This is a genomic window from Serratia sp. PAMC26656 (genome assembly GCF_016469055.2).
Lineage (GTDB): Bacteria > Pseudomonadota > Gammaproteobacteria > Enterobacterales > Enterobacteriaceae > Serratia > Serratia plymuthica.
In genome coordinates, this window is the sequence record NZ_CP150486.1 from 2,838,119 (window position 1) to 2,856,131 (window position 18,013).

Sequence of the window (18,013 nt, forward strand, 5' to 3'; positions counted from 1 at the left end):
GCCCAATGACCCACTCGGTTCGAGCGCCGTCAGGCTGTCTTTAGCCAGGGCAAGTGTCGTGCGCCCTCAATCCCGCCTTGTACGCCGTAAGCCTGCGTATAACCGGCTTTAAGGGCCGCCAGCACCGCATCGGCGGAGCGTTTGCCGGTTTGGCACAGCAGGATGACCTGCTGCTGTTTGTCGACGACTTTGCTTAACTCAAGGAAAAAACGCGGGTTGCGGATTTTGTTCGAGCCGGTTAACCAGGGAACCCGCGCGGATTCCTCAACGTAGCCAAAGGTTTTGCGCTCTTCCGGGGTGCGGATATCCACCAACACCGCCGCCCCGCTGTTGACTAATTGCCAACTGGCTTCCGGCGTCAGATCGCGTTCAAAAGCGGCGGTATTTTGGGCGACGTAGTTATCCCTGCCTGGGTTATCCGCATTCACGTTGGAATGGGTTTTAAACCTTTGTGCAGATGCGTAGGACATATTCACCTCCGGCATATTCTCTATTTTTCAGTAGGGTTGTTTTCGTTCATTAACTTCAATTTATTACCCTTTCCGACCAGCAATAAATAACTTTTCATTAGGGCTTATAGTAAAAGCATCTAGCCCGACTTAGCTAAAATCAGGCTAATGAAAACCAATTATTGGCTTATGAATTTCGATTTTCGCGTGGCTATGTTACAGCGCGCTGTTACCCGTTTTCTCCCGTCGATCACATTACGGGTAACACAGTTTGTTAACACTCTTCAGCGTGATATCTGTCGCAAAACCGCCGTCTGAAAACCGCTTTGATAACAACAACGAAACCATGGTGTTTTCTGAACAGGTAAAAATGATGACCGATACCCCCAATGACGTATTGTTGATCGCCCCGCTAATGGACAGCCTGCTTGCCCGCCTTGAGGCCAACTTTGTCGTGCACCGTCTCTACGAACAGGCCGACCCGGCCGCCTTCCTGGCGGCCAATGGCGGAACCCTCACCGCACTGGTCACCCGTGGCGATATTGGCGTTGCTACGTCGGTACTGGAACAACTGCCGAATCTGGGGCTGATTGCCGTTTTCGGCGTGGGCACCGACGCCATTGACCTGAGTTATACTCGGCAGCGCGGCATCGCGGTCACCATTACCTCCGGCGCATTGACGGAGGACGTGGCGGATATGGCGCTGGGGCTGCTGCTGGCAACCGCGCGCCAGCTGTGTCACTACGACCGTTTTGTGCGTGAAGGCCGCTGGCTGCAGGAAGCGCCGGGCCTGTCGGTGCAGGTCAGCGGCAAGCGCCTCGGCATTTTTGGCATGGGCAACATCGGCCGCGCTATTGCCCAGCGCGCTGCCGGTTTCAACATGCATATTCAATACGCCAGCCACCAACAGGATGGCGCATTACCCTATGCTTACTTCCCTGATCCCCTCTCCCTGGCGCGGGAGAGCGACTTCTTTGTTATCGCCATTTCCGGCGGCAAAGACAGCATCGGCCTGGTGGACAAAACGATCTTCAATGCTCTGCCGCCGCACGCGCTGGTGATTAACATTGCCCGCGGCAGCATCGTTAATGAACAAGATCTGATCGATGCCCTGCAAAGCGGCGCCATCGCAGGCGCCGGGTTGGATGTCTACGCCGACGAACCCAGGGTTGCCGCCGCGCTGATTGGCATGAACAATGTGGTGCTGCAACCCCACGTCGCCAGTGGCACGCACGAAACCCGGCAAAAGATGAGCGATATCGTGTTCGCCAACGTCAGTGCCTATTTCAGGCACCAGCCTCTGCCCAACGCTATCGAATAATTAACAGGTTTTACTCATTTTGAACGACAGAACCTTATTTATACCCTATGAATTTCAAGCTGCAGCCAACAACGCTGCGGCTTGAAAGGCGACGGGTATACCCTGTGCCCGCAAAGAGAGATCGCTATGGATAATAAAATCCCCAACACCCGCTGGCTGCGGGTTATTGCCCCGATCCTGATCGCCTGCATTATTTCTTTTATGGACCGGGTTAATATCAGTTTTGCGCTGCCCGGCGGCATGGAAAGTGATTTGGGCATCACCAGCCAGATGGCCGGCCTGGCCAGCGGCATTTTCTTTATCGGTTACCTGTTTTTGCAGGTGCCCGGTGGGCGCATCGCGGTTAACGGCAGCGGCAAACGTTTTATCGCCTGGTCTTTGTGCGCCTGGGCAGTAGTTTCGGTGGCCACCGGATTTGTCACCAATCACTATCAATTGCTGGTGCTGCGCTTTGTTCTGGGCATTTCCGAAGGGGGTATGCTGCCGGTGGTGCTGACCATGATCAGCAACTGGTTCCCGGAGAAAGAGCTGGGGCGCGCCAACGCTTTCGTCATGATGTTCGCCCCTCTTGGCGGCATGCTTACCGCACCGATCTCGGGTGCCATCATCAATCAGCTCGACTGGCGTTGGCTGTTTATACTCGAAGGGTTGCTGTCGCTGCTGGTGCTGGCCGTCTGGTGGCTGTTGATTAGCGATCGTCCGCAGGAGGCGCGTTGGTTGCCGGCCCTCGAGCGTGAATATCTGATAACCGAATTGGCGCGTGAACGCCAGGCGCGCAGCAAAACACAGCCGGTCAGTAATGCCCCGCTAAGAGATGTGTTTCGCAATAAAGGGCTGATGAAGCTGGTACTGCTGAACTTCTTTTATCAAACCGGCGATTACGGCTACACCCTGTGGCTGCCCACCATCCTGAAAAATCTCACCGGCGGCAATATGGCCTCGGTTGGGTTCCTGGCCATTTTGCCGTTCGTCGCTACGCTGCTGGGAATTTACCTGATTTCGGTACTCACCGACAAAACCGGCAAGCGACGCCTGTGGGTGATGGTTTCACTGTTCTGCTTCGCCGCCGCGTTGTTGGCCTCGGTGGTACTGCGCCATAACGTGGTGGCGGCCTATATCGCCCTGGTGGTCTGCGGGTTCTTCCTGAAAGCCGCCACCAGTCCGTTCTGGTCGATGCCTGGCCGCATCGCCTCGGCGGAGGTGGCCGGCGGCGCGCGCGGCGTGATCAACGGCCTGGGCAATCTGGGCGGTTTTTGCGGGCCTTATCTGGTGGGCGTGATGATTTATCTGTACGGCCAGAACGTCGCCGTCTGCGGGCTGGCCGTCTCGCTGATTATCGCCGGTATTATCGCCTGGCGGCTGCCGAAGGAGTGCGATCTGACCGGGTCCGAACCGGCACATGACGCCCTGCTGGAAAAGGCTAAACGCGCCTGAAAAGCAACGGAAACCACGAGCGGGCTGCGGCAAAATTTGCTATGTTAGCCCGCTGATTACGCTCTGTTGCCACTAGCCGGATAAATCTATGTTTACCCATAAAGCAATCGCCGAACTCAACGCGCTGGAAATGATGGTTTATAACTACGTCATCAAAAACAAGAACCCGGTGATGTACATGACGATCCGCGAACTGGCCGAGGCCGCTGGGGTGTCTACCACCACCGTGTTGCGTTTTTGCAAGAAAATGGGGTGCGAGGGGTATTCCGAATTCCGTATCCGTTTCAAGCTGTATCTGGAACAGGCGGAAGTGATGCCGATGGATTTTGGCACCAGCGAAATCATCAGCTTTTTTAAAAGCATCAACAACGACGAGTTTAATCAGCAAATCGATCAGGCGGTGCAGCATATCGCCGCGGCGGAACGCATTATTTTCGTCGGCGTAAGCACCTCGGGCGCGTTAGGCAGATACGGTGCGCGTTTTTTTTCCAACGTCGGGAAATTCAGCACCCATATTGACGATCCTTATTATCCGATCAACAGCGATATGTATAAAAGCGCGGTGGCGATTATGCTTTCGGTCTCCGGCGAAACCGAAGAGATCCTGCGTCTCGCCAGCCAGTTCAGTCTGCATCACTGCAAGATTGTCAGCATCACCAACAACGAAACCTCGTCGCTGGCAAAAATTGCGGACTTCAACCTCTCCTACCACGTCCCCCAACAGCTCATTGCCGGCCAACATAATATCACCACCCAGATCCCGGTTATTTACATTATTGAAACCATCGGCAAGCGGCTGGGAAATATTAATACCACAAAATAAAACAGCCTGTTTTTTAAATGTGACAAGTTACCGAAGCGGCAATTTGTTATATCGTGACATTTAATTCCAACTTGCTACTCTATTCTCAGACGCTAACAAAATATACCCTTCATACTTGAAGCTGCATCTGTGTTGGCCGCGCCCGCGCACCCCAGTCACTTAGCTTACTAAGCTCCTGGGGATTTACGGTCTTGCCGCCGTGATGCAACTCCAATTATTTTGCGTATAGCCTTTCATTAATAAACGAATGAGAATCCAACAATGAAACAGCAACAGTTACCGAAAGATTTTCTGTGGGGGGGCGCCGTCGCCGCGCACCAGGTTGAAGGCGGTTGGGATCAGGGCGGTAAAGGCCCAAGCATTGCCGACGTGTTGTCGGGCGGCTCGCACGGCGTGGATCGCGTGATGACCGATGGCGTGCTGGAAGGTTACAGCTACCCGAACCATGAAGCCGTGGATTTCTACGGCCGCTATAAGCAGGACGTGGCGCTGTTTGCCGAAATGGGCTTCAAATGCTTCCGCACCTCAATAGCCTGGACGCGCATCTTCCCTAAAGGGGATGAGTTGGAGCCGAACGAAGCCGGCCTGCAATTCTACGACGATCTGTTCGATGAACTGCTGAAATACAACATTCAACCGGTGATCACCCTGTCCCACTTTGAAATGCCTTATCACCTGGTGAAGGAATACGGCGGCTGGAAAAACCGCCAGGTGGTGGATTTCTTCGTGCGTTTCAGTGAAGTGGTGCTGCGCCGCTATCAGCACAAAGTGAAATACTGGATGACCTTTAACGAGATCAACAACCAGAGCAACTACCAGTATCCGCTGTTTGGTTACTGTTGCTCTGGCGTGGTGTACAGCGAAGAGCTGAATCCGGAGCAAACGCTGTATCAGGTATTGCACCATCAGTTCGTCGCCAGTGCGCAGGTAGTGAAACTCGGTCACCAGATTAACCCGGAATTCAAGATCGGCTGCATGCTGGCCTGCGTGCCCTTCTATCCGTTCTCCTGCAAGCCGGACGACGTTATGTACAGCGTCGAGGCGATGCACCAGCGTTACCTGTTCACCGACGTGCAGGTACGCGGCTACTACCCGTCTTACCTGCTGCGTGATTGGCAGCGCAAGGGCTTCCAGATTGAAATGCAGCCGCAGGACGAGCAAACCCTGCGCGAAGGTTGCGCGGACTACATCGGTTTCAGCTACTACATGAGCAACGCCCTGCAGGCGGATGCGCCAAGCAGCAGCGACGCCATGTTCGGCTTCCCGGGCAACGTGCCGAACCCGCACGTTAAAACCTCCGACTGGGGTTGGCAGATTGACCCGGTTGGGCTGCGTTATTCGCTGAACGTGTTGTATGAACGCTACCAGAAACCGCTGTTTATCGTTGAGAACGGTTTTGGCGCCTTTGACAAAGTAGAGGCCGACGGCCAAATCAACGACGACTATCGCATCGACTACCTGAGCGCGCATATCGAGCAGATGAAGAAAGCGGTGATCGAAGACGGCGTAGATCTGATCGGTTACACCCCGTGGGGCTGTATCGACTGCGTTTCCTTCACTACCGGCGAGTACGGCAAGCGTTACGGCTTTATCTACGTCGACAAGCATGACGACGGCACCGGCACCCTCGAGCGTTCGCGCAAAAAGAGCTTTGACTGGTACCGCAACGTGATCGCCAGCAACGGCGAGCAGCTTTAAAAATCACGGTTTTTTTTATGAAAACGCGAATGAGCCACAGCGATGTGGCTCATTCTTATTGGACCTTTGACATTCTCACTCGCTCAATAAAAACAATCAAAGCGCCAATTAACATTGATACGAAAAGCATTAAAACAAAAGTGACTGACGTCCGAGTTCTTTTGCCTCTTAGTATCTCCTCGGAGCATCCTGTTTATGCGCTTTCATTACATAACCTCAGGTTATGTAAAAAGCCGCTAAATGTCACTTTATCGTAACACTTCGGCTTGCGTAGACTCAGTGTGGGGACAGGGTTTCTCCCCTTCGCGCTGACATAACAACAAAACAGATCAGCCCTTTGTATCCTGCCTATGCCATGAGGATTTCCGCATGAGCCAGATAAACGAACTGTACCATCGCAACTACGATCGGCACCCGCCGGCGCTGGTGCCGGAATATAAAACCAGCGTGCTGCGCTCGCCGAAGAACGCATTGATCTCGCTGCAAAATTCGCTATCAGAAATCACCGGCCCGGTGTTCGGCCAGCGTGAGCTTGGGGCGCTGGATAACGATCTTATCCTTAATTACGCCAAACAGGGTCTGCCCATCGGCGAGCGGATTATCGTGCACGGCTATGTGCGCGACGAGAACGGCCTGCCGTTGCGCAATGCGCTGGTAGAAGTGTGGCAGGCCAACGCCGGCGGGCGTTACCGCCATAAAAAGGATCAGTATCTGGCACCGATAGACCCTAATTTCGGCGGTTGTGGCCGTATGCTGACCGACGATAACGGCTATTACTTCTTCCGCACCATCAAGCCCGGCCCCTATCCGTGGCGCAACCAGGTCAACGACTGGCGCCCCGCCCATATTCATTTCTCGCTGTCCGGCGACGCCTTCGCCCAGCGGCTGATCACCCAAATGTATTTTGAGGGCGATCCGCTGATTGCCAGTTGCCCAATCGTCCGCGCCATCAAAAATGACGATGCGGTACGCTCGCTGATCGCCGGGTTGGATAAAACCGCCTCGATTCAATTGGACAGCCTGGCTTATCGCTTCGATCTGGTGCTGCGCGGCCACCGCGCTACGCTGTTTGAAAACCGTCTGCAGGGGAAAGCATAATGCCGCAACAGTATCTGCCGGAAACGCCGTCGCAAACCGCCGGGCCTTATGTGCACATCGGCCTGGCCCCCTTTGCCGCCGGCTTCGATATCTTTGAAAACAACTTCAATCACGTGCTGACCCAGCCGGAAACCCAGGGCGAACGCATCACCCTCGAAGGCCGAGTGTTCGACGGCAGCGGTTCGCCGATCCGCGATGTGCTGCTGGAAATCTGGCAGGCCAATGCGCACGGTCGCTACAACCACCCTGGAGATCAACAGCACGACAAGCCGCTGGACGGCGCTTTTCGCGGTTGGGGCCGCAGTTGTTCGGATTTTGAAACCGGCCACTATCGCTTTGAAACCATCAAACCCGGCGCAGTTTGCGGGCGTGACGGCCGCCTGATGGCACCGCACGTTAATCTGTGGATCGTCGCGCGCGGTATCAATCTTGGGCTGCATACCCGGATGTATTTTGCCGACGAAGATGCCGCCAACCAGCAAGATCCGGTGCTGAATCTGATCGAACTGGAAGTCCGCCGCAAAACGCTGATTGCCCATCCCGAACGCCGTGGCGACGAGTTGGTGTATCGTTTTGACATTGTTATTCAGGGCGATCGCGAAACGGTATTCTTCGACCTGTAGTTCCCGCCACCGCTGCGGCCGCAAAAAATCTGCACGTCAGTGTAAATATGCGGCCGCCGTCACTTGTTGCCACTGGGGAAAACTCCCTACACTGGGGCATGAAAAAAGCCAATTTATTTATACAGCGCATGCGCTTGCGCCACATCAACGGGTTCGTCGCGGTGGCGCAGGAGCGCTCGCTGAGCCGTGCCGCCGACAAACTGAGCCTGAGCCAGCCGGCCCTGTCGAAAACGCTGAGTGAACTGGAAGCCTTGACCGGTAACCGCCTGCTGGTACGCAACCGGCAAGGAACCCGGTTGACCGAACAAGGCGAACAGTTTTTGGGGTATGCCACGCGGGTGCTGGAGGCGCTGACCGCCGCCGGGCACGCGCTGGACAGGCTGGACGACGCACCGACGCGGGTGCTGCGCATCGGTGCATTGCCGACTACCGCGCTGGGCATGTTGCCGCAGTCCATCGGCCAGTATCAGCAGGCGCACCCTTATTCACGTATTCAGGTGATCACCGCAAAAAATACCGAATTGCTGGCGCAGCTCAAAGCGGGCGACATCGACGTGGCGATTGGCCGCATGGCCGAACCGGAAATGATGAGTGGGATTGCCTTCGAACTGTTGCTGCTGGAATCCTTGCTGATGGTGACACGTCCTGGGCATCCGCTGTTGAGCGAGACCATCACCCTCGAGCAGGCGCTGAGCTATCCGGCCATTTTGTCGCCCAAAGGCACGGTGCCGCGCCACAATACCGAGAACCTGTTATCCACCCAGGGGTTCAACCTGCCAGGCCAGTATATCGAGACGCTGTCGGCCTCTTTGGCACGCCAGATGACGCTGCAATTTGACTATGTGTGGTTTGTGCCTTCCAGCGCGGTTAAAACCGATATCGCCGCCGGGCAGCTTATCCCCCTGCCGCTGCCTACCCAGGGTATGGAGGAAGCCGTGGGTATTTTGAGCCGTAACGACGGCGAACTCAGTGATGCGGCGCTGGCGTTTATCGCCACCGTGCGCCGCATCGCCAACGCCACGCGTTCCGCTTAGCTCGCTTCGCGGTCCTGTTCAGCGAATACCTCTTCCGCCAGATGGAACGCCGAGTTTGCCGCCGGCAGGCCGCAGTACAGCGCGCTTTGCATCAATACTTCTTTGATCTCCTCGCGGGTCACGCCATTATTCGCTGCCGCTTTCAGGTGCATGCGCAGTTCGGCTTCGCGGTTAAGGGCGATCAACATGGAAATGGTGATCAAGCTGCGGGTGTGGCGTGCCAGCCCTGGCCGGGTCCAGATCTCCCCCCAGGCGTAGCGGCTGATAAAATGCTGAAATTCCTCGTTTAACGGGCTGAGCCGGTCAAGACTGCGATCAACGTGGGCATCCCCCAGCACGGCCCGCCGCACCTCAATGCCCTGCTGATAACGTTGCTCATCATTCATATCGTTTTGCTCCTGCGGTTAACCGGGATGCCTGTTCCAGCACCCGTTGAGTAAATGTCTGCGCGCTGCCGAGGTAATGCTGCGGATCCAGCAACACAGCCAGCCGCTGCGGGGTTAAATGGGCCATTACCCTGCTGTCTTCCAGCAAGACGTCGAGCAACGTGCGTTGCTGCGCCAGTGCCAGATGGCACTGTTTTTCAATAAGCTGATGGGCTTGCTGGCGGCCGATAGCTTCGCCCAACGCCATCGTCACGGCTTCGGCCATGATCAACCCACCGGTTAACTTCAGGTTATGTTGCATCTGCTGCGGGAACACCTGCAAACCGGCGATCAGATCGCCTGCCGTATGCAATGCGCCCGCCGCCAACATCACCAACTCTGGCAAGCTTTCCCACTCGGCGTGCCAGCCGCCCAGGCCACGTTCATGTTCCTGCACCATAGCGGCATGCAACCCGCCGACCAGCGCCGGAACCCGGTTGGCCGCCGCGAGGATCACCGCGCAGGCCACCGGATTGCGCTTATGTGGCATGGTGGAGGAGCCACCGCGCCCTTCTGCCGCCGGTTCGGCGACCTCCGCCACTTCGGTTTGCATCAGCAAAGAGATGTCTCGCGCCAGTTTGCCCAGCGTACCGGTTAAACCGGCGTACCAGCCGGCAATCTCCAGCAGCCGATCGCGCTGACTGTGCCAAGGCGTATCCGCCGCGCTCAGTTGCAACCGCACGGCCAATGCGGTCACCAGCAGATCACCGTCTTCACCCAGTGACGCCAACGTTCCCGCCGCGCCGCCCAGTTGCAGCGCCAGCACCCGCGAGCGCATTTCATCGAACCGCTGCCGGTAACGCAGCAAAGCATCCAACGTACCGGCCAACTTTAGCCCCAGCGTGGTCGGCAACGCGTGTTGCATCCAGGTGCGCCCAACCAGCACGCAATCCTGATGCAACGTAATTTGTTGCACCAGCGCCGCGATCAACCGGTTCAGATCCTCTTGCGTGAAGGTGATAGCCTGCCGCAGTTGCAGCATCAAACCGCTGTCGATGGCGTCCTGACTGGTTGCTCCCCAGTGAACAAAGCGTGCGGCACCGGTATCGCGCTGCGCGACCAACGCCGTGAGTTGCTTTACCAGCGGGATCGCCAGGTTGCCGGCCAGCGCCGCCGCCTGCGCCAGCGCTGCGCTGTCTATTAAATGACTGTGGCAACAGGCGGCGATGTGTTGCGCGGCGTCTGGCGGAATGATCCCCAACCCAGCCTGCGCGGTGGCCAGCGCGGCTTCGAAATCCAGCATGCCCTGCAGGGTGGCGGTATCGCTGAAACATTCGCTAACCGCTGAAGACCGCAGCAACGGCGTCAGTAATTCCATAAATTCTCCGACCTAAAAGGGGCCTTTCCCGATGATGGCGCGACCCAAGGCAGGGTGCAAGAGCGATAAACGCTACTTTGGGCGATAATCGAAACATTGAACATCTTTCTGCTGCCGGTTGTGTTTTTTGTGATCCCGGTTGGGGTCAGCTCATCTGAAAAGGTGAGCCGACGTAATTTTCCGCCAGCACCGTCATGGCGCTGCGCGACTTCACCGTATATTGCAGTTCCGACAGCTGCAGCCTTTGCTGGAATGCGCTGCCGTCAGGATGGGTGTGCAGCATGTTGGTCATCCACCAGGAAAAATGCTCGGCGCGCCATACCCGCTTGAGGGCATCGTCGCTGTAGCTGTCAAGCCGCCGCCAGCTTTTGCGCAGATAAAACGTCTCCAACGCTTGCGACAGCAGGCAGACGTCCGCCATCGCCAGGTTTAACCCCTTCGCCCCGGTCGGCGGTACGATATGCGCGGCATCCCCCGCCAGCAGCAGGCGCTTGCAGCGCATGGGCTCAGTGACAAAGCTGCGCATGCCAACCACGTTTTTCTGGAAAATACGGCCCTTTTTCAGCGACCAGCCGTCGTGATTTTCCAGCCGGGTTTCAAGTTCGTTCCAGATGCGATCGTCCGACCATTGATCGACGTTTTCCGCCGGATCGCACTGGAAATACATCCGTTGCACGCCTGCCGACCGGGTACTGATCAGTGCGAAACCCCGCGCATGCCGGGCGTAGATTAATTCATCACTGGAAGGGGGTGCCTCCACCAGAATGCCGAACCAACCGAAGGGATAGGTCCGGGTGTAATCCTGGCGCAACCCACCGGGCATCGCTGCCCGGCTGATACCGTGAAATCCGTCGCAACCGATAACGAAATCGCAGCTTAGCTGCTGCTGTTCGCCGGCGTGGCGGTAATGAACCTGCGGCCGTTCGCTGTCCAGTGCCTGTAATGACACCTGTTCGACCTCAAAATAGAGCTGGGCCTGCGCCGCCTGCCGGGCGGCGATCATATCCTTCAGCACCTCGTGCTGGGCATAAACGGTGATCGCCCGGTCAGTGAGCGCAGTGAGATCTATCCGGTGCTGTTGGCCGCCAAACGCCAGCCGAATGCCGTGGTGCTGCGCGCCTTCTCTGCGCATGCGCTCGCCAAGCCCGGTTTGGTTCAGCAGATCTACCGTGCCCTGTTCGAGCACCCCGGCACGAATAGTGGATTCCACCGCCTGCCGGCTGCGCGTCTCCAGTACCACAGACTCAATACCCTGCAGATGCAGCAGGTGCGACAACATCAATCCGGCCGGGCCGGCGCCGATAATGGCAACCTGTGTACGCATGTTTATCTCCCTTATAGCGCTTTATTGAGTGAGCTGGGCAACGCCGGCGTGCGGGTGGAAAAGTGTTTGATCATCAGTGCCACTGCGGCAACCAATGCGGGAATGGCCAGCAGAGTGAAAATGGTGCTGAACGACAGCTGCATTTGCATCAGCACGCCGCCGCTCATGGCGCCAAGAATACCGCCGAAGCGCCCCAACCCCAGCATCCAGGCCACGCCTGTCGCCCGCCCCTGGGTCGGATAAAAACCGGCGGCCAGCGCTGGCATTGAGGACTGCGCCCCGTTCATGCAGGTACCGGCGATAAATACCGTCACCGCCATCAGCACCGGATGGGTATAAACGTAACCAATCGCACAGACAAACAGCCCGGTCAGCAGATAGCCCACCGCCACCACCTTGTGGGGGTTCATTCGGTCCATCAGCCAGCCGATGATCAGCACGCCAATGCCGCCGCCCAAAGGAAACAGTGCGGTAATCAACGAAGCCTGGCGGATGGAGGCGCCGGTTTCGCGGATCAGCAGCGGCAACCAACTGGTCAACAGGTAGAAAATCATCAGGCCCATAAAGTAGGTCAGACACAGCATCAGCGTGCCCATCAGATAGCGCTGGGAGAAAATCACGCCCAGCGCCGATTTCGCCTTCACCTGGCCGCTTTCACTCAGGGTAAAACGCAGCGATTCCGGCAAGTTGATCGGTGCTATGCGCTTGAGCACCGCAGCGATGCGTTCGCGCGGGTAACCGTGCACCGCCATGAAACGGGCGGATTCCGGCAGGGCGACAATTAACACTACCGCCAGCAGCAGCGGCATTACGCCGCCCAGCACCATCACGCTCTGCCAGCCAAAGTGCGGGATCAACCAGGCGGAAACGAAACCGCCCATGGAGGAGCCGAGCGGGAAGCCGCAGAACATCAGGTTCACCAGCAGCGCACGTTTGCGCTCGGGCGCATATTCCGACATCAGGGTGGCGGCATTCGGCATCGCTGCCCCCAGACCCAGTCCGGTTAAAAAACGCAGTAACGTCAACATGGGCAGCGAGGTGGCAAACGCCGTCAGCAGGCTGAAACCGCCAAACAGGATCAGCGACATCACCAGCACCTTTTTGCGGCCAATGCGGTCCGCCAGCGGCCCGGCGGTCAACGCGCCCACCGCCAGCCCCACCAGTGCGGCACTCATCACCGGCCACAGCAAGGTCTTCTCAATCCCCCAGTCCTGCACCAGCGAAGTGGCGATGAAACCGATGATCGCAGTATCGAATCCGTCCAGCGCCACCGTTAAAAAACACAGTATCAGGATCATCCACTGATAACGGGAAAAGGGCTTGGCATTGATAAACGACTGAATTTCTAAGGTGTTGTGATCGGACATTGGCGTTTCCTAAGTTGGCCTGGCGACATAAGCCCGGCGGGAACGGCCAGACGCGACGCTGGCATAATCGCTTTTTGTGCGATTATCGAAACTTGGTTCGTTAATCGACGTTCAAATCAAAACACCGCCAACAATAAGTTTCAATATTGTTAAATTAATTAGCGTGCGATTACCGAACGAGAAAACGTCAACCTTTCTGTAAGGTTTTTATTTTCAAATGGATGAGCGGGTTTTTCGCAAAATGGAATGAATGGTTTTCTGTGAACTGATTAACATTGATGAAACATAATTTTCAGCCGCGCACCGGCCCGATTAACCGGCGCGCTGCCTCAAGGATCAAATGCTCTTGGCGATTTCGCCTGTAGGTAACTGGGCCTGGCGATTATAGCCGCGGATGCCTTTAAGAAAGATGGCGCAAGCGGTGATCACCGCCGGAATGGCGATAATGGCGAAGATGCGTTCGAACCCCCACCCCAGCGCCAGCATCTCTGCGCCGGCAAAGGCGCTGAGGATAGCGCCAATGCGCCCGACGCCATGCATCCAGCTGGACCCGGTCGCCCGCGCCTCGGTCGGGTAATAGTGCGCCGACAGCGCATTCATGCCGGTATTGGCACCGTTCAGGCAAAAACCGCAGGCCAACGCCAGCACGCCGAGCATCACGCTGCTGTGAGAAGCCAACCCTATCATCACCGTGAAACAGGCACCCAGCAGGTAGATCACACCCAGCGCCCGATGGGGATTAACGCGATCCATCAGCCAGCCGGCAAACAGCGAACCTGCGGTACCACCGGCCTGATACAACGCCGTAATCACCGCCGCTTGCGCCACGCTCATCCCAATGCCTTTCACCAGCGTCGGCAGCCAGCTGCCCAGCAGATAGACCAGGAACAACGCCATAAAATACCCCAGCCATAGCATGATGCTGCCAAAACGGTACTGAGGCGATACCACAATCTGCATCGAGCCTTTACCGGGGGCAACCAGCGGCGGCAACGTGTAACGCGTGTTGGCATCGGTACTCCCCGGCGCCAGTTTTTCGACAATTTTGCCAATGCGTTCAGGGCTGGCGCGTTTGGTCACCAGGAATCGCACCGATTCCGGCAGCTTGGCGATCAGCAGCGGCACGCTAAGCAACGGCAGTATGCCCCCCAGCAGCAGCAGCGCATGCCAGCCCATCTGCGGAATAATCCATGAGGCGGCAAATCCCCCCAGCGCAGCGCCGAAGGTAAATCCACAGAACACGACGGTGATAATGAACGATCGTTTCTTTTCCGGTGCATATTCGGATATCAACGTGCCGACGTTCGGCATAGCTGCCCCGAGCCCCAGCCCGGTCATGAAGCGGAAGAAAATCATTTGATCGATATTCTGCGAAAATGCGGTGATCAGCGTCCACAAACCAAAAAAGAACACGCTGTTGATGATTATCACCCTGCGGCCCATCCAATCCGCCAGCGGCCCGGACAACAACGCGCCTATCGTCAGGCCGATCAACGCCGCACTGATCACCATGCCAAGCTGATGATTGCCAACGCCCCATTCGCTTTTCAGCTCCGGCGCGATAAAGCCCATCAGGGTAATGTCGAAACCGTCCAGTGCAATAACGATAAATCCAAGCAAAACGATCAATTTTTGATACCCGGATAACGGGCGATCGTTAATCAGTGTGCGAACATCAATTTCGTTTGAAGCCACAATGTCTTCCTCCGTACAGTCGGCTCAGGCCGCAAATGTCGTTATAAGCGTCGGGACTGTCTCCGCATCGCTGTGTTATTCGCTTTACGGCCACCAGGGCTACAGGCGCAGATGAATGCAAATGTTCGATAATCGCACTAACATTCAAATATCGCACTTCCAATGTAAGAACTCTCAAGCGAGTCGGCAACGGAGGGTATCGATAATCTGGGCGGTTATCGAACCCATTGGTACGTTTGTCGCCAAGTTAAAACACCGCTCTACCGAGAGCCGATAATACAAAACGCTGAAAACTAATATAATTAATAACCTTATTGCCGGGTGAAACGCCAGCGCAGCGGCGAAAAATAATGTTGCCGAAGTGTGAGGAAGATCATTATGACGATGCCAACACCCGCAAATTGCTTAACATTCAGCCAGCATGATGCCGATCACAAATCAAAAATAGCCGGTTTACATAAGGTACCAAATGGTTCATTTTTTCTTCAGGCCGCCATCCACGGCGACCCAGCCCAGACACGGAGAAACCATGAATAATGACCCACAACGTCGCCCGCTCTATTTGCTCGCCCTGCTGGGCCAGGGCATTCAGGGTTCATTGTCACCGCAGTTGTACGAGCAGGAGGCCCGTCGGCAGGGACTGCGTTGCGCCTATCAACTGCTGGATTTCACCCAGCGCGGTTGGGATGACGATCGCCTGCCGGAGGTGCTCGACAGTCTGGCGCTGTTGGGTTTCACCGGCTGCAATATCACGCATCCGTTCAAGCAACAGGTCATTCCCTGGCTGGATGAGCTGTCGCCGCAGGCCAGCGCCATCGGCGCAGTCAATACCGTATTGTTCCAGAATGGCAAACGCATTGGTCACAACACCGATTGCGACGGGTTTATCACCCACTTTAGCCAAGGATTGGCTGGCAAAAATATCCATCGCGTGGTTCAGGTGGGTGCAGGCGGCGCGGGTTATGCGGTGGCTTACGGCCTGCTGGCGCACGGCGTCGGCCATTTGATGTTGCACGATCGCGATCCGGCGCGCAGCCACAGCCTGCAACAGCAGTTGGCGCGGCATTTTGGCGAACAACGGATTAGCGTGACGGAAAACGTAGCCGGAGCGCTGGCCGACAGCGACGGTCTGGTACAGGCCACGCCGATCGGCATGACCGGCCACCCCGGTATGCCGATAGACATCGACTGGCTGCAACCGTGCCACTGGCTGGCGGACGTGATTTATGTTCCCCTGGAAACCGAGTTGGTGAAAAAGGCCCGCGCCAAAGGCTGCCGGGCGATCGTGGGCGACGGAATGGTGGTGCATCAGGCCGCGCTGGCGTTTCAGCTGTATACCGGGCACGTGCCGGATACCGCAAGCATGAGCCAGGTATTCCAGCAGGCCGGTTAACCATAACGGGCGCGGTCAATGTGAACCGCGCCCTGCTATCATCGCAATTGCCTCATCGCCGCCAAACGCGCCGCACCATTCACCGCACCATACTGGGCATAACCGCCTGACCTTTGCAGTAACTCAAAGAAGAAGCGCCCTTCGGCAAAAGGTTGGCTGTAAACGTGCAACAGTTCACCGCCCTGCGCGTCGCGATCGTAGAGGATATGGAATTGCGCCAGCCGGGCGATAAAGGCGTCATCGAGATCAAAACGGGCAGCCAGATCTTCGTAGTAATTATCGGCGATGGCCAACAGCCGCATCCCCTTGGCTTTGGCTTGTTCAACCGCCTGAAAAATATCCCCGGTCGAGAACGCAACGTGTTGTAACCCGGCGCCGTGGTAAGTCTCCACCGTTCTGGCGCTCAGCGTCGCGTTGCTCTGCGAGACGTTAAGCGGCAGGCGGATGCCGTTACAGCGGCTGTGCATTACCCGGCTGTGCACCAGCCCGTAAGGATCCGGCAGCAGTTGTTCGCCGTCCGGCTCGAAACCCGGCACGCAGCGCAAAAACATCACCCAGTTTTTTAAGGCGCTTTCGGGCATCGCCACCGCCAGATGATCGATACTCTCAAGCTCAAAAACGGAGCGCGATGGTCGTTCGCGCAGATGGAAGTCATCCCGATAAATCGCCGCTTCGTCGCCGTTTACCGGAGTCTCGACCAGATAGATCAGGCTGCCATCGGGCGCGCACAGCGCCGGAATACGGTGTTCGTTAGGGCCAACCTGCCCCTGATAGACAGGATAACCGAAGTCATGCGCCCGCTGCAGCAAAGCGGACGGATCCGCCACCCGCCAGGCCACTGCGCACAGCGAAGCGCCATGCCGTTCACGGTAGTCATCGGCGAAAGAGTCGTTTTGCTGGTTAAGGATGATGCGAACCGCGCCGTTCTGATACAGCGTCACTGTCTTGGAACGGTGTTCACCGCGCAGGCTGAACCCCATTTGCTGCAGCCAACCGGCCAGACTTTCCGCCTCCTGCCGGTTTACCGCAAACTCGATAAACTCGATCTGCTGGCTTTCGGGCAAAGGCGCGCTGCGGAACAGTTCCGGCGTGGGCGGCTGAGTGGCGGCCACCTGTTCTTCCAGATACAGCAGCGAACGCAGGCCGTCCTGCGCCGTTGGGGCGCTCGGCGTTGCGCGAAAACCGTCGTTGAAAATCTCCAGCGACCAGGGGCCGGCGTAGCCTTTTTCGACCAGGCGACGGGCGAACTCGACCAGCGGTAATTCCCCCTGTCCAGGGAAACAACGGAAATGCCGGCTCCATTCGATCACTTCCATGTTCATCAACGGCGCATCGGCCAGTTGCAGGAAACTGATTTTCTCCGCCGGGATATCATCCAGTTGATCGAGGTTATCGCCCAAGGCCAAAATATGAAAACTGTCCAGCACCAGCCCCAATGCCGGGCTGTCGACGGCGCGAACCCGTTCCCAGGCCTGGCGATAGCGATTCACATGCCGCCCCCAGGCGAGCGCCTCGTACCCCACCACGATGCCCTGTTGCTGCGCCAGGTTTGCCAGACGCCCCAGATCCTCAATCTGCAGATCAATATCCGCAGAGCAGTCGGGCGCCACATTGCTGCACAGCAGCATGCGATCGCAGCCCAGCGCCTGCATCAGCGCAAACTTGCGCCGCACGCGCTCAAGGTTGGCTGCCAGACGGTTGCGCGGGCCCCCTTCAAAGTCGCGGAACGGCTGGAACAGCGTAATCGCCAGCCCAAGCTCCTGCGCCAGCCGGCGGATATCCGCCGGTTTGCCGGGATAATACAGCAGGTCGTTTTCAAAAATCTCCACGCCGTCAAAACCGGCGGCGGCAATCGCTTCCAGCTTTTCCGGCAGGGTTCCCGCGATGGAGACGGTGGCTATAGAACGAAACATGACTTTTCCCCTTTACGACAGTGGTTACAAATCGGCTCGCCGCCGTTAAAGGGGGAAACGGGCGGCGGCATATGCAGTTATAAATGAACCATAAGGTT

At 56.9% G+C, this 18,013-nt stretch carries 15 protein-coding genes; 8 read left to right on the top strand and 7 right to left on the bottom strand.

Annotated elements, in window-relative coordinates; genetic code table 11:
* Window positions 1–29: 29 nt before the first annotated feature.
* Window positions 30–470: a rhodanese-like domain-containing protein gene (locus tag JEM67_RS14380; protein ID WP_197927214.1), complete on the bottom strand. Its 441-nt coding sequence runs from the start codon at window positions 468–470 to the stop codon at window positions 30–32.
* Window positions 471–819: 349 nt separating this feature from the next.
* On the opposite strand from JEM67_RS14380, the gene JEM67_RS14385 reads away from it, so the two are divergent.
* The 7 genes from JEM67_RS14385 to JEM67_RS14415 all read left to right on the top strand — a co-directional run bounded on the left by JEM67_RS14385 (window position 820) and on the right by JEM67_RS14415 (window position 8,480).
* On the top strand, window positions 820–1,770 hold the full coding sequence (locus JEM67_RS14385) for a 2-hydroxyacid dehydrogenase (protein ID WP_199636101.1): 951 nt from the start codon (window positions 820–822) through the stop codon (window positions 1,768–1,770).
* Window positions 1,771–1,896: 126 nt separating this feature from the next.
* Entirely contained in the window at window positions 1,897–3,204 is a 1,308-nt protein-coding gene (locus JEM67_RS14390) for an MFS transporter (protein WP_199635913.1), read from the top strand.
* A gap of 88 nt (window positions 3,205–3,292) precedes the next feature.
* Window positions 3,293–4,027 (top strand): MurR/RpiR family transcriptional regulator, encoded by a 735-nt coding sequence (locus tag JEM67_RS14395; protein WP_013812988.1) that lies wholly within the window; start codon window positions 3,293–3,295, stop codon window positions 4,025–4,027.
* A gap of 261 nt (window positions 4,028–4,288) precedes the next feature.
* Window positions 4,289–5,725 carry a 6-phospho-beta-glucosidase gene (locus JEM67_RS14400; RefSeq protein WP_199635914.1) on the top strand — a complete coding sequence of 479 codons (1,437 nt, stop codon included), beginning with the start codon at window positions 4,289–4,291 and terminating at the stop codon, window positions 5,723–5,725.
* Window positions 5,726–6,094: 369 nt separating this feature from the next.
* Window positions 6,095–6,823 (top strand): protocatechuate 3,4-dioxygenase subunit beta, encoded by a 729-nt coding sequence (pcaH, locus tag JEM67_RS14405; protein ID WP_199635915.1) that lies wholly within the window; start codon window positions 6,095–6,097, stop codon window positions 6,821–6,823.
* Window positions 6,823–7,446, top strand: coding sequence for a protocatechuate 3,4-dioxygenase subunit alpha (pcaG, locus tag JEM67_RS14410; protein ID WP_199635916.1), 624 nt, complete (start codon window positions 6,823–6,825; stop codon window positions 7,444–7,446). Before pcaH ends, pcaG begins: the two co-directional genes overlap by 1 nt.
* A gap of 98 nt (window positions 7,447–7,544) precedes the next feature.
* Window positions 7,545–8,480, top strand: a complete 936-nt coding sequence (locus tag JEM67_RS14415) for a LysR substrate-binding domain-containing protein (RefSeq protein WP_199635917.1) — start codon at window positions 7,545–7,547, stop codon at window positions 8,478–8,480.
* Here the strand turns inward: JEM67_RS14415 and pcaC are convergent.
* From pcaC to JEM67_RS14440, 5 genes are all read right to left on the bottom strand, one after another.
* On the bottom strand, window positions 8,477–8,866 hold the full coding sequence (pcaC, locus tag JEM67_RS14420) for a 4-carboxymuconolactone decarboxylase (RefSeq protein ID WP_013812994.1): 390 nt from the start codon (window positions 8,864–8,866) through the stop codon (window positions 8,477–8,479). The two genes, JEM67_RS14415 and pcaC, sit on opposite strands and share 4 nt — an antisense overlap.
* Window positions 8,859–10,223: a 3-carboxy-cis,cis-muconate cycloisomerase gene (locus JEM67_RS14425; RefSeq protein ID WP_199635918.1), complete on the bottom strand. Its 1,365-nt coding sequence runs from the start codon at window positions 10,221–10,223 to the stop codon at window positions 8,859–8,861. Before JEM67_RS14425 ends, pcaC begins: the two co-directional genes overlap by 8 nt.
* 145 nt (window positions 10,224–10,368) lie before the next feature.
* Entirely contained in the window at window positions 10,369–11,547 is a 1,179-nt protein-coding gene (locus JEM67_RS14430; RefSeq protein ID WP_199635919.1) for a 4-hydroxybenzoate 3-monooxygenase, read from the bottom strand.
* Between the two features lie 11 nt (window positions 11,548–11,558).
* Window positions 11,559–12,914, bottom strand: a complete 1,356-nt coding sequence (locus tag JEM67_RS14435) for an MFS transporter (protein WP_199635920.1) — start codon at window positions 12,912–12,914, stop codon at window positions 11,559–11,561.
* Between the two features lie 336 nt (window positions 12,915–13,250).
* Window positions 13,251–14,612 (bottom strand): MFS transporter, encoded by a 1,362-nt coding sequence (locus JEM67_RS14440; protein ID WP_370576159.1) that lies wholly within the window; start codon window positions 14,610–14,612, stop codon window positions 13,251–13,253.
* A 526-nt stretch (window positions 14,613–15,138) separates the two neighbouring features.
* Here JEM67_RS14440 and JEM67_RS14445 point away from each other — a divergent pair.
* Complete coding sequence (locus tag JEM67_RS14445; protein WP_199635921.1) at window positions 15,139–16,002, top strand: shikimate dehydrogenase; 864 nt, start codon at window positions 15,139–15,141, stop codon at window positions 16,000–16,002.
* Window positions 16,003–16,040: 38 nt separating this feature from the next.
* Here the strand turns inward: JEM67_RS14445 and JEM67_RS14450 are convergent, their stop codons facing one another.
* A complete protein-coding gene (locus tag JEM67_RS14450; RefSeq protein ID WP_199635922.1) occupies window positions 16,041–17,915 on the bottom strand; it encodes a bifunctional sugar phosphate isomerase/epimerase/4-hydroxyphenylpyruvate dioxygenase family protein in 1,875 nt (624 codons plus the stop codon).
* Window positions 17,916–18,013 lie beyond the last annotated feature (98 nt).